Source organism: Bradyrhizobium sp. (assembly GCF_035701725.1).
Taxonomy (GTDB): Bacteria; Pseudomonadota; Alphaproteobacteria; order Rhizobiales; family Xanthobacteraceae; genus Bradyrhizobium.
The window spans coordinates 1-12,710 of the sequence record NZ_DASSRP010000199.1 but is presented as its reverse complement, the minus strand read 5'-3'; the positions used below and the strand labels follow the sequence as shown (position 1 = coordinate 12,710).

The window sequence follows — 12,710 nt, the reverse complement described above, 5'->3', positions numbered from 1 at the left end:
CTCGATCCGCTGCCCTATATCGTCATCATCGTCGACGAAATGGCCGACCTGATGATGGTGGCCGGCAAGGACATCGAAGGCGCGGTGCAGCGCCTGGCGCAGATGGCGCGCGCCGCGGGGCTACACGTGATCCTCGCCACGCAGCGTCCGTCGGTCGACGTCATCACCGGCACCATCAAAGCGAACTTCCCGACCCGCATCGCCTTCCAGGTCACCTCGAAGATCGACAGCCGCACGATCCTCGGCGAAATGGGCGCCGAACAACTGCTCGGTCAGGGCGACATGCTTTACATGGCAGGCGGCGGCCGCATCAGCCGCGTACACGGCCCGTTTGCCTCGGACGAGGAAGTCGAGAAGGTGGTGCGTCACCTCAAGACCCAAGGCTCGCCGGAATACCTCGAAGCGGTCACGGCCGAGGAACCCTCCGAAGAGGACGGCGCGGTCTTCGACGGCACCAGCATGGGCAGCGACGGCGGCGGCGACCTGTTTGCGCAGGCGGTGGCCATCGTCAAACGCGACCGCAAGGCTTCCACCAGTTATATTCAGCGCCGGCTACAAATTGGCTACAATCGTGCGGCATCGCTGATGGAGCGGATGGAACTCGAGGGAATCGTCGGACAGGCCAATCATGCCGGAAAACGCGAGATTCTCGTTCCGGAAGAAGAGGGCGGCTTCTGATTCGCCGTTTCTGAGCCTATAGCGCCCCTAATTGCTGCGGTTTTTTCACGTAAAAGCGATAGCCCCGCTGGGGCGAAGCACGATAAAACGGGCGGCAAACGACGGAAGCGATGCGTTGACTGAGACCCAGAAAAATCGAATGGCCACCGGATTGTCGCTTTCCTTCAAACGTGTCGCCCTCATGAAAGCCGCGGCGGCATTTGTCATCTCCGCGTATGTCGGCGTCGTTTCGGCGCAAGCCTTCGCCCAGGCGCCGGTTCCGCCCCAGGGCATTCCCGCCCCGAAACCTGCACCGAAGACCCGCGACGGCGCGCCGGACGGATCGAAGGGAACAACGACGGGCGCGATGCAGGCGCCCCCCACCCCCTTCATCCCCGATCCGCATCGCAATTTGCCGCTGAGTATTTTTGCGACCTTCGATGACAAGCAGAAGGCGCAAGCGGCCAAGATCAGCACCTATCTTTCGTCGCTTCAGACGCTGATCGGAAACTTCGTGCAGGTCGGCCCCGACGGCAGCAAGACCAAGGGCCGGTTCTTCATTCAGAAGCCAGGCAAGGTGCGCTTCGAGTATGAAGCGCCCAATCCGATCGAGATCGTGGCGGACGGCTCGATGGTGGTGGTGCACGACCGCAACCTCGATACCAAGGACCCCTATCCGCTGTCGCAAACGCCACTGCGCTATCTGCTGTCCGACCGTATCGACCTGATGAAGGATACCAATGTTGTCAGCGTGACCGCCGACGATGTTTATATCAGCGTCACCATTGAGGAGAGACAGCTCTTGACCGGCACCAGCCGCCTGATGCTGATGGTCGGAGCCAAGGACGGCCAGCTGAAGCAATGGACCGTCACCGACCCGCAAGGCTATGACACCACGGTCGCCGTCTACAATCTGGACTCGTCCAAGAAGATTGATCCCGGCATGTTCAAGATCGACTTGTCGGAAAAGACTTTTCCGCCGGGCTGAGCTGGTCGCCCGGCGACGAAATCGTCGCGAACAATCCACTGCCCCGTCGTGTGCTTGCAAAATCAGCCTTGATTGCAAGCTTGAGACATGCGTTCTCTAAACGCGTGTCTCCCCGCTGGTTCTCATGCGTTTTTCCCTGACAACCTGGAACATCAATTCGGTGCGCTTGCGCATCAATCTGGTCGCCAAATTCATCAAATCGGTGCGGCCGGATGTCCTGTGCCTGCAGGAAACCAAGTGCATCGACGATGCGTTCCCACTCAAGCGCTTCAAGCGGCTCGGCTATGAGCACATCGCCCTGAACGGCCAGAAGGGCTATCATGGCGTCGCCATCATATCGCGGCTGCCGTTCGAGAAGACCGACATCCGCACCTTCTGCGACAAGATCGACTCGCGCCATATCTCGGTCGAGCTCGGCGAAAGAGCCGAGCTCGCAAGGCCGCTGATCCTGCACAATTTCTATGTGCCGGCCGGCGGCGATATTCCCGACCCCGCGCTCAATCCGAAATTCGAACACAAGCTGCGCTTTCTCGACGAGATGAAATCCTGCGAGCCGCTGCATCCGCGCGGCGAGGATCGTCACATTCTCGTCGGCGATCTCAACGTCGCGCCGCACGAGAACGACGTCTGGTCGCACAAGCAACTGCTCAAGATCGTCTCGCATACGCCGATCGAATGCGAGAAGCTGCTCGCGGCACAGAACCATGGCGAGTGGATCGACGTGGCGCGTGACCGCATCCCGATGTCGGAGAAGGTCTATACCTGGTGGAGTTATCGCGCCGCGGACTGGACAGTCGGCGATCGCGGCCGCCGGCTCGACCACATCTGGGTCTCGCGCGCCTTGAAAGACCGGGTCAGCGATTTCCGGATTACCCGCGACGCACGGGCCTGGGAGCGGCCATCCGACCACGTTCCGGTGACGGTCACGCTCGATCTTTGAGGTGGCGGGGAAATTATGGTCTCGTCCTGAGGACCGCTAGGTCGAGAGCTTGCCGCTTGCCGTCAGAATATCGCTGGCAATCTGGCTGGTGCGCCTGGCGAATTCATCGCGCAGACGCCGCGCCGCGGCGGGGTCGCTCTCCAGCACCCGCTGAAACAGACTGCGCGCCACACGAATCACCGAGGAGTCTTCCAGGGCGGTTGCCGTCGAGGGCCGCCGCATGGCGTTGATCAGCGCGAGTTCGCCGATCAGGGCGCCCGGCCCGGCGACAAGCTCGGCGCCGCCATCCTGGAGACGAAGCGCGCCGCGCTGAACGACGAAACCGGCATCGGCCTCATCGCCGACGTTGAAGAGCACAGAGCCGCGCGGAAGGTTGCGTTGTTCGGAGCCGATCGCGAGCATACGCAACGACGCGGTCCCGAGCACGCGTAGCGTCGGGACCCGCTCCAGCAGGGCGACATCATCCTCGATCGACATCTAGTGCCCACTTTCCGAAGTTCGTGCTCCATCGCAGCACCCACCGTCACGAACTTCGGAAAGGCATGGGCACTAGCAAATCTATTGATTCTAGTACCGCTTTATCGATCTGAAGTCCCTGATCCAACTCGCCGCTTGTAGTGCAGGGACTTCAGATCGGCGGTACTAGAGACCAGTTGCGTGACGAATCGTCAGACGAATCGTATCACGGCACCAGCTTGTAGCCACCGGCCTCCGTTACCAGGATCTCTGGATTGGCGGCGTCTTTTTCGATCTTCTGGCGCAGGCGATAGATGTGGGTTTCCAGCGTGTGCGTGGTGACGCCCGAGTTGTAACCCCAGACTTCCTGAAGCAGCGTTTCACGCGAAACAGGCGCCTGACCGGCGCGATACAGGAAGCGTAGAATCGCGGTTTCCTTTTCCGTCAGCCGCACCTTGCGGGCATTGGCGCCCGTTAGCATCTTGGAGCCTGGCCGGAAGCTGTAGGGTCCAACCGAAAATACTGCATCTTCGCTGGCTTCGTGCTGGCGAAGCTGCGCGCGGATGCGCGCCAGCAGCACCGCAAAACGAAATGGCTTGGCGACATAGTCGTTGGCACCGGACTCAAGTCCCAAAATGGTGTCCGAATCGGTGTCATGGCCGGTCAGCATGATGATCGGCGCCTTGAAGCCGCCCTTGCGCAAGGAGCGTACAACTTCACGGCCATCGGTATCCGGCAGTCCGACATCCATCAGCACGAGGTCGGGGGCATCTGTCTTGGCGGCGGTTGCGCCTTTCGCGCCGGTGTCGACGGCGGAGGCTTCGAATTCATCGTGCAGCGAGAGTTGCTCCACCAGCGTATCGCGCAGATCGGTATCGTCATCTACGATCAGGATCTTGCGGGCATTGGCCATTGGTACAGTCCTTATGAAGGCAGCGGCGCGGACCCAAGGGGGTAGGGCCCTGTCGTATTGGTCAGATGGGGGTCTTCAAGACTTTCGTCATGAGGTAAGCGGCTGTTACGAATTCACAAGCCGAAAGGCAATCTACCCTAGGATTCGCGTACATTTAGATGAATGTCCTGTAATGCGGCGGGTCCATTGTCTCAGGGACCACCGAACAAGAGACTCCCGGAGCCCATGGATAATTCCCGATTTTCAACTACTTACCGAAAAATGGGGCACGACCGGCCGCTGGCGGCGATCAGGGTCCATCGCGCTGCCGGCGATCCCCGCCGCGGCTGGTTGGTGGCCGGCCATCATGTGATCCCGGTCGCGCTCGGGCGCGGGGGTATCATCGCCAACAAGCGCGAGGGCGACGGTGGAACCCCAAAGGGGACGTTCTTTCCGCAGCAATTGTGGTGGCGCGCCGACCGCGCGCCGCGGCCGCAGACCTTCTTGCCCGTTCGCGCCATCCGTGCCGAGGACGCCTGGTGCGAGAATCCGGCCAGCCGTCACTACAACCGGCGAATCAGGCTCGACCCAGGAATGAGTGGCGACCGCCTCACGCGCGAGGATCGTCTCTACGATTTCATCGTCGAGATCGATCACAACACCCGGCCGCGGATTTCGGGCCGGGGCAGCGCCGTGTTCCTTCATCTGGCGCGACCGAACTTTTCGCCGACCGCCGGATGCGTTTCGATGACAAGGACGGCGATGCTGCAGCTCTTGCGCCGCCTTGGCACCGATACGAAGATCGTCATCGGCTGAGGCTGGAAAAACCGCCATGCTTGACCAAGACAAGATTGCGGCCGCCGCGAAGATACTGAGCGACCACTGGCGCGCCGGCACCAAGCTCGAAAACCTCGATGTCTCGATCCGGCCAACAGACCGCACCGAGGCCTACGCGGTGCAAGCCGCGCTCGCCAGGCACGCCAGCGGCCCATTGTTCGGCTGGAAGATCGCGGCCACGAGCGCGGCCGGGCAAAAGCACATCAACGTCGGCGGCCCGCTCGCAGGGCGCATTTTCACCCATACGGTCATCGCCGACGGCGGCACGGCGTCGGTGAAGGGCAATGAAATGCGGGTCGGCGAAGCTGAATTCGCCTTTCGCTTTGCGCGCGACCTGCCGCCGCGGGCGAACCCTTATTCGGTGCAGGAGGTGCTGGGCGCCGTCGGCACGCTGCATCCGGCGATCGAAATTCCGGATTCGCGCTTTGCCGACTTTGTCGGCGCCGGAGAGGCCCAGCTCATCGCCGACGATGCCTGCGCGCATCAGTTTGTATTGGGCGATCCCACCGGCGCCGACTGGCGTGGCCGCGATCTGATTGAGGAGCGTCCGGTCATCACGCTGCGCGGCGAGAAACATATTGGCCATGGCAAGAACGTACTCGGCGACCCCCGCGTCGCGCTCGCCTGGTGTGTCAACGAACTGCGTGCGCTCGGCATCACGCTGAGGGAAGGCGAAGTCATCACCACGGGTACGTGCTGCACGCCTTTGCCGATTCAGGCCGGCGACGTGTTCGCCGCCGATTTCGGCGCGCTGGGCCACGTGTCGGTTGGATTTAGCTAGAATAACTAGCGCAGTCGTCCCGCGAAGGCGGGGACCCATAACCACAGGCCTTGGTTTGTTCAAGGCCAGCACGACACCTTGCCGTTTGCGGAAATCACGCGGCACGGGGTCCCGGCGCGCGCTCGGTACCGCTCGCTTGACCGGGACGAGGAATTAGCCGCGATGACCGAAAATTGCCGAGCCTACTCGGATGTGGGTTGCGCCCATTTGAATTGCGATCGCGAAATCCGCGCTCATTCCCATCGAGAGATTTTTCAAGCCGTTGCGTGCGGCGATCTTGGCGGTGAGCGCGAAATGCGGCGCGGGCGCATCGTCGACCGGGGGGATACACATCAGGCCTGAAATCTCCAGACCATATTTCTCGCGGCAGTCGGCAATGAACCTGTCAGCGTCGGCCGGCGCGACGCCGGCTTTTTGCGGCTCTTCGCCGGTGTTGAGCTGAACGAACAATTGCGGCCGGCGGTCTTGCGAACGGAATTCCTTGGCGAGCGCCTCGCAGAGGCTCGGACGATCGACCGAATGGATCGCATCGAACAGCGCCACCGCCTCCTTGGTCTTGTTCGACTGCAGCGGGCCGATCAGATGCACGGAAAGGCCGGGGTGAACCGATATTAACCCTGGCCACTTGGCTTTGGCTTCCTGAACGCGGTTTTCCCCGAACACGGTTTGTCCGGCCTTAATGACCGGCTCGATGGCGCTCGCATCAAATGTCTTGGAGACGGCTACCAGCGTCACCGAAGCGCGATCACGATTCGCCTCGGTGCAGGCCCGTGCAATCGCTTCTTCAACGGCGGCGAGGCCGCTTGGTAAATGGTTGGTTAGCCGGGAAGCGTCAGAGGTCATGGGATGTGCCGGTTCCAAATTTCCGCGATGGTTCCATTTTTATATATTCGAAACAGAGCTTCTTGAAAGCTTCCCGGTACCGTGCGTTTGGGCTGGGAACCGCATGTCAGGCGACAAAATCAAACGCAAAAGAACGGGTCTGGAGCAGCTATCCGGAATCCGCGCGCGACTCGTATTGCTGGCGCTGATCCTGGTGGCGCCGTTGATGCTCGAACGCGCCCGTTCGCTCGAACAGGCTCGCAACAGGCAGATTGCGTCCGCTTATTCCGAGTTCGCCCGCCTCGCCCAACACAGCGCCGACAGCCAGCGCGAAGCTGTCGCATCGGTCGAGACCGTATTGAGATCGGCGGCCTATATCCAGGCTGCAAGGAGCGCGTCCGAGCCGAGCTGCGATATCCTGTCGGCAAGCCTGCCGGTCAGGCTGCCATGGATCCGCAACCTGATGATTGTCGGCAATGATGGCCGGATCAAATGCGCAACACTCGACACGCTGCTCGGGCTCGACCTGAATGACCGCGATTATTTCAAGCGGGCGCGGATGGCGCACGACCTCGTGGTCAGCGACTTTCTGCATTCGAAATACAATGACGAGCCGATCGTGATGGCGGCCTATCCGGTCGCCGCGGTCAATCCGGAATCCGGTCTCATGATAGCGGCCGCGGTCAATCTCGACTGGATGTCGAAGATCATGAGCGACCTGAGCGGTCGCCGCGGCATCCTGGCGATTCTCGTCGATAGCACCGGAACCGTCCTGGCAGCGCCGGCCGACATGAGCCACATGGTCGGCCGCGCCCTCACCGGCATCCCCCCGCTCGCCGGCGCCGTCACGCGAGCGATCAATTCGGATCAGGAGACTGGGCGGTTTTCGTTTCCGTCCACCGACGGCGTCAAGCGGACGCTCAGTTTCTCGCGCATCCCCGGCACGGAATCACGCCTGGTCCTGATCGTCGACGAAGCCAAGGCGGCCGGCGAGATCAACCGCGACATTCGCAATGCCTATTTGCAGCTCGGCCTGGTCTGCGTGTTCGTGCTGCTGGGCGCGCTGGCCGCGGCTGAAAAGCTCATCATTCAGCCGATCCACAAGCTGGTGGCGATCGCCAGACGCTTCGGCGAAGGCGACCTGTCGGCACGTGCCGCCAACAGCGGTTTGCCGGTCGAGTTCACGCCGCTGGCGCGCGCGTTCGACGCCATGGCAAGCCAACTCTCCGAGCGGGAGCTCGACCTGATCGCATCCAACGACCGCCTGACCGTGATGGCCTCGGTCGACATGCTGTCGGGCCTGGCCAACCGGCGCGGCTTCCAGAGCCGGCTCGACTTCGAGTGGATGAAGGCCCAGCAAAGTGGCGGCGAGCTGTCGCTCCTGATGATCGACGTCGATCATTTCAAGCTGTTCAACGACACCTACGGTCATCCCGAGGGCGATGCCTGTCTCACGCGGATCGGCGAGGCACTCGCGGGTCTTGCGGCCGCGACATCAGGCTTTGCGGCCCGTTACGGCGGCGAGGAGTTTTCTCTGCTGCTGCCCAACACCGGGACCGGCCGCGCACTCGAGATCGCAGAAATGGTCCGAGCCGCGGTGCAGAACCTCGGAATCCCGCACGTGACTTCCAACCATCTGGCGGTCACGGTCAGCATCGGCGTCGCCGGCGTGCGACCCTGCCAGGCGCTCACGCCTGGCGACCTGCTGGAGGCGGCGGATGCGAGCCTCTATGTCGCCAAACGCAGCGGCCGCAACGCGGTGGCCGAGCACAGCCTGGGCCGGGCCGGCGAAAACGGCGGCTCCGTCGCGCTGGCGAGCTAGAATCCTGCGCAGCGATCAGGCATGGGATCAGCCTCGGCCCCGTTGACCGGAAAGCCGCTTTTGTGGCCTATTCCGCGCTCATTTTGGCCTGACCCGAATCCAAGAAACGCCAAGCGATTCCATGAGCTCCGAACGCTACAACGCCCGCGAATCCGAGCCCTATTGGCAGCGCCAATGGGACGAAAAGGCGATTTTCGCCGCCAAGAACGACGATCCGCGGCCGAAATACTACGTGCTTGAGATGTTCCCCTATCCGTCGGGGCGCATCCATATCGGACATGTCCGGAACTATACGCTTGGTGACGTGCTGGCCCGCTTCATGCGCGCCAAGGGTTTCAACGTGCTGCATCCGATGGGCTGGGATGCGTTCGGATTGCCAGCCGAGAACGCCGCGATCGAGCGCAAGGTGGCGCCGAAGGCCTGGACTTACGACAACATCGCCGCGATGAAGAAGCAGCTGCGCTCGATCGGCCTGTCGCTCGACTGGTCCAGAGAGTTCGCCACCTGCGATGCCTCCTACTACAAGCACCAGCAGAAAATGTTCAACGACTTCCTGCGCGCGGGCCTCGCCGAACGCGAGAAGCGCAAGGTCAACTGGGACCCGGTCGACATGACCGTGCTCGCCAACGAGCAGGTGATCGATGGACGCGGCTGGCGTTCGGGCGCCGTCGTCGAACAGCGCGAGATGAATCAGTGGGTCTTCAAGATCACGAAGTACTCGCAGGAGCTTCTGGACGCGCTCGACACGCTCGACCGCTGGCCCGACAAGGTACGGCTGATGCAGCGCAACTGGATCGGGCGCAGCGAGGGCCTGCTGATCCGATTTGCGCTCGACAAGGCGACGACACCTGCCGGCGAAACCGAGCTGAAGATTTTCACGACGCGGCCCGACACGCTGTTCGGCGCCAAGTTCATGGCGATTTCCGCCGATCATCCGCTGGCGCAGGCCGCGGCCACGAAGAACCCGAAGCTCGCCGAGTTCATCGCCGAGATCAAACGTATCGGCACCGCGCAGGAAATCATCGACACCGCCGAGAAGCAGGGCTTCGACACCGGGATCCGCGCGGTTCATCCGTTCGATCCGAACTGGAAGCTGCCGGTCTATGTCGCCAATTTCGTGCTGATGGAATATGGCACCGGCGCGATCTTCGGCTGCCCGGCGCACGACCAGCGCGACCTCGATTTCGTCAACAAGTACCATCTCGGCAACACGCCGGTGGTGTGCCCCGAAGGCCAGGATCCGAAAACTTTCGTGATCACCGATACCGCCTACGACGGCGACGGCCGCATGATCAATTCGCGCTTCCTCGACGGCATGACGATCGAACAGGCCAAGGAAGAAGTCGCAAAACGGCTGGAGCGCGAACTGCGCGGCAATGCGCCGGTCGGCGAGCGGCAGGTCAATTTCCGCCTGCGCGATTGGGGCATCTCGCGCCAGCGCTACTGGGGCTGTCCGATCCCGGTCATTCATTGTCCGAAATGCGATGTGGTGCCGGTGCCCGACAAGGACCTGCCGGTGGTGCTGCCGGAAGACGTCACCTTCGACAAGCCGGGCAACGCGCTCGACCATCACCCGACCTGGAAGCACGTCCATTGCCCGCAATGCGGCGGCAAAGCCGTGCGCGAAACCGACACCATGGACACCTTCGTGGATTCGTCCTGGTACTTCGCGCGCTTCACCGATCCCTGGAACGAGACCGCGCCGACCACCCCTAGCGTTGCCAACCGGATGATGCCGGTCGACCAGTATATCGGCGGTGTCGAGCACGCGATCCTGCATCTGTTGTACAGCCGCTTCTTCACCCGCGCGATGAAGGCAACCGGCCACATCGACATGAGCGAGCCGTTCGCCGGCATGTTCACCCAGGGCATGGTGGTGCACGAGACCTATCAGAAGGCCGACGGCACCTATGTGACCCCGGCGGAGGTGAAGGTCGAGACGATTGATGGCCAGCGCCGCGCCATCATGATTGAGGGCGGCGAAGCGGTTGCGATCGGCGCGATCGAAAAAATGTCGAAGTCGAAGAAGAACACCGTCGACCCCGACGACATCATCGCGACCTACGGCGCCGACGTCGCGCGCTGGTTCATGCTGTCGGACTCGCCGCCCGACCGCGACGTGATCTGGAGCGACGAGCGGGTGCAGGGTGCCTCGCGTTTTGTGCAGCGGCTCTGGCGGCTGATCAATGATTCAGCCGAAATCGCCGCTACCGCGCCGGTCGCGCGGCCCGCGAGCTTTGGCGCCGAGGCGCTCGGCTTGCGCAAGGCCACCCACGGCGCGCTGGACAAGGTGTCGAGCGGCATCGAGCGGCTGCATTTCAATGTCTGCCTCGCCCACATCCGGGAATTTTCCAACGCGTTCGGCGACATCCTTGCCCGTTCCGGCCAGCCCGCGCCGGACCTCGCTTGGGCCATCAAGGAGGCCGGCGTCACGCTGGTTCATCTGTTTGCACCGATGATGCCGCATCTGGCCGAAGCCTGCTGGAGCGTCCTGAAGCAGCCGGGTCTGGTTTCGGAGGCCAACTGGCCCCAAATCGAACGAGATTTGCTGGTTGAAGACACGGTGACGCTGGTGGTCCAGGTCAACGGCAAGAAACGGGGCGAGGTGACGGTGGCGCGCACCGCCCAGAATCAGGAAATTGAGGCTGCCGTTTTGGCCCTTGATGCGGTAAAACAATCCCTGGGAGACAAGCCCGTGCGCAAAGTGATTGTTGTTCCGATGAGGATCGTGAATGTCGTTGGCTAAATTCCGAATCCTCGGTCGGCTGCTCGCCGTGGCGGCGCTCGCGGCGCTGACGGCGGGTTGCTTCCAGCCGATGTACGCCGAGCATGCCGACGGCACGCCGGGCCTGCGGGACAAGCTGATGGGAGTCGAACTCCCGCCCGTCGACAAGCCGAATTCGTCGCGCGAGGCCCGCCTCGGCGTCGCCATTCGCAACGCGCTCGCATTCAAGCTCTACGGCAACGCCACCGGCGGACCGCCCACTCATCGCTTGGTGATCAAATTCACCACCTCGCGTTACGATCTGATGACCGACGTCAATACCGGGCTGCCGACCAGCGAGAATTATGGCATCGATGCCCAGTTCAACCTGATCGACAATGCGACGAACAAGTCGGTGATGACGGGCACCACGTTCTCGCACGTCTCATACGACATTCCCGGCAGCTATCAGCGTTTCTCCCGCGAGCGCGCTCTGAGGGATGCCGAGGATCGCGCCAGCCAGGAAGTGGCCGAGAACATCAAGACGCGGCTGGCCTCCTTCTTCTATTCCGGCGCCTGAAGCTTTCACTGGCTTAAGCGAGGTCGGCGGCAGCCCCTCGCAATCTCGGCCCTGACCCCGGCACGGCTTCACTTTTTTCGAAACCGACAGGAAATCTCCGCCTATGGTGGCGCTCCGCGGCAAAGAGATCGATGCCTTTCTGGGCCGGCCCGATCCCGGCCGCCCGATCATCCTGCTCTATGGTCCGGATGCGGGCCTTGTGCGCGAAAGGGCCGAGGCACTGCTTGCCTCCGCCGTCGACGACCCCAGCGATCCCTTTTCTCTGGTCCGGCTGGATGGAGACGAGCTTGCGGCCGAGCCGTCGCGCCTGGTCGACGAAGCGCTGACGATTCCACTGTTCGGCGGCCGCCGTGCGATTCGTGTTCGCGCCGGCTCGCGAAGTTTTGCCAACGGCATTGATGCGCTGGCCGAGACGCCGCTCAGGGATTGCCGGATCGTGATCGAGGCCGGCGAGTTGCGGCCTGAGTCTCCGCTGCGCAAGGCGTGCGAGCGCGCCAAGACCGCGGTCGCGATCGCCTGTTATCCGGACACCGAACGCGACCTGGCCCGACTGATCGACGACGAACTTAAACTCTCCGGCCTGCGCATCGCCTCGGATGCCCGTGCGGTGTTGATGGGACTGCTCGGCGGCGATCGGCAAGCGTCCCGCAACGAGCTGCGCAAGCTGACGCTTTACGCGCATGGCAAGGGCGAGGTGACCCTCGACGATGTGATGGCGGTGGTGGCCGACGCTTCCGAGCTGAAGATCGACCCCATCGTCGATGGTGCCTTTGCCGGCAATCCGTCCGCGGTCGAAACCGAGTTCGCCAAGGCCATGGTGGCCGGCACCTATCCCGGCGTGATCATCTCGGCCGCGCAGCGCCAGGCCGCGTGGCTGCACAAGTCGGCGATCGCGATTTCAGAGGGAACGCCAACATCCGCGGTGCTCGACGGCGGTTTTCCGAGACTGCACTTTTCACGAAAAGCAAGCGTTGAGGCGGCGCTGCGCAATTTCGACGCGGCGCGGCTTGTGCTGGTGATCGATCAGCTTGCGACGGCCGCGCTCGACATGCGCGAGCAAGCGACACTCGCCGCCGCGATCGCCCAGCGCGCGTTACTGTCGATCGCAGCAAACGCCAGGCGGCGGGGATGAGACAGCCGGAACTCCCGGCGCTCTTAATTCTTCGAGCTCAGCCGTTTGACGACCTCGTCGAGCTGATCGAGGTCGCGGTAGCGGATGTGAACGACACCG

General features: G+C 62.5%; 12 protein-coding genes. 9 read left to right on the top strand and 3 right to left on the bottom strand.

Going from position 1 to position 12,710, the window contains the following annotated elements; genetic code table 11:
- The 3 genes from VFL62_RS11580 to VFL62_RS11570 all read left to right on the top strand — a co-directional run.
- Nucleotides 1-678, top strand: a 678-nt coding sequence (locus VFL62_RS11580) for a DNA translocase FtsK (RefSeq protein ID WP_325172514.1), incomplete at its 5' end; no start/stop codon positions are given.
- Between the two features lie 181 nt (nt 679-859).
- The gene (locus VFL62_RS11575) at nt 860-1,645 is read left to right on the top strand and encodes an outer membrane lipoprotein carrier protein LolA (RefSeq protein ID WP_325172515.1); all 786 of its coding nucleotides are present in this window, start codon (nt 860-862) and stop codon (nt 1,643-1,645) included.
- A 124-nt stretch (nt 1,646-1,769) separates the two neighbouring features.
- Nucleotides 1,770-2,585: an exodeoxyribonuclease III gene (locus VFL62_RS11570; RefSeq protein WP_325172513.1), complete on the top strand. Its 816-nt coding sequence runs from the start codon at nt 1,770-1,772 to the stop codon at nt 2,583-2,585.
- Between the two features lie 36 nt (nt 2,586-2,621).
- Here the strand turns inward: VFL62_RS11570 and VFL62_RS11565 are convergent, their stop codons facing one another.
- Both VFL62_RS11565 and VFL62_RS11560 read right to left on the bottom strand, forming a co-directional pair.
- Nucleotides 2,622-3,062, bottom strand: a complete 441-nt coding sequence (locus VFL62_RS11565; RefSeq protein ID WP_325172512.1) for a cyclic nucleotide-binding domain-containing protein — start codon at nt 3,060-3,062, stop codon at nt 2,622-2,624.
- A gap of 205 nt (nt 3,063-3,267) precedes the next feature.
- Nucleotides 3,268-3,954, bottom strand: a complete 687-nt coding sequence (locus VFL62_RS11560; protein WP_072818367.1) for a response regulator transcription factor — start codon at nt 3,952-3,954, stop codon at nt 3,268-3,270.
- Nucleotides 3,955-4,179: 225 nt separating this feature from the next.
- On the opposite strand from VFL62_RS11560, the gene VFL62_RS11555 reads away from it, so the two are divergent.
- Entirely contained in the window at nt 4,180-4,749 is a 570-nt protein-coding gene (locus VFL62_RS11555; RefSeq protein WP_325172511.1) for a L,D-transpeptidase family protein, read from the top strand.
- A gap of 16 nt (nt 4,750-4,765) precedes the next feature.
- Nucleotides 4,766-5,551, top strand: a complete 786-nt coding sequence (locus tag VFL62_RS11550; RefSeq protein ID WP_325172510.1) for a hydratase — start codon at nt 4,766-4,768, stop codon at nt 5,549-5,551.
- 153 nt (nt 5,552-5,704) lie between these two features.
- On the opposite strand, the gene VFL62_RS11545 is transcribed toward VFL62_RS11550, so the two are convergent.
- A complete protein-coding gene (locus tag VFL62_RS11545) occupies nt 5,705-6,394 on the bottom strand; it encodes a YggS family pyridoxal phosphate-dependent enzyme (protein ID WP_325172509.1) in 690 nt (229 codons plus the stop codon).
- A gap of 103 nt (nt 6,395-6,497) precedes the next feature.
- On the opposite strand from VFL62_RS11545, the gene VFL62_RS11540 reads away from it, so the two are divergent.
- From VFL62_RS11540 to holA, 4 genes are all read left to right on the top strand, one after another.
- Entirely contained in the window at nt 6,498-8,195 is a 1,698-nt protein-coding gene (locus tag VFL62_RS11540; protein ID WP_325172508.1) for a diguanylate cyclase domain-containing protein, read from the top strand.
- A gap of 121 nt (nt 8,196-8,316) precedes the next feature.
- A complete protein-coding gene (gene leuS, locus VFL62_RS11535; protein ID WP_325172507.1) occupies nt 8,317-10,941 on the top strand; it encodes a leucine--tRNA ligase in 2,625 nt (874 codons plus the stop codon).
- Complete coding sequence (lptE, locus tag VFL62_RS11530; protein WP_325172506.1) at nt 10,928-11,479, top strand: LPS assembly lipoprotein LptE; 552 nt, start codon at nt 10,928-10,930, stop codon at nt 11,477-11,479. The genes leuS and lptE overlap by 14 nt, the downstream gene beginning before the upstream one ends.
- A gap of 103 nt (nt 11,480-11,582) precedes the next feature.
- Nucleotides 11,583-12,611, top strand: coding sequence for a DNA polymerase III subunit delta (holA, locus tag VFL62_RS11525; protein ID WP_325172505.1), 1,029 nt, complete (start codon nt 11,583-11,585; stop codon nt 12,609-12,611).
- Nucleotides 12,612-12,710 lie beyond the last annotated feature (99 nt).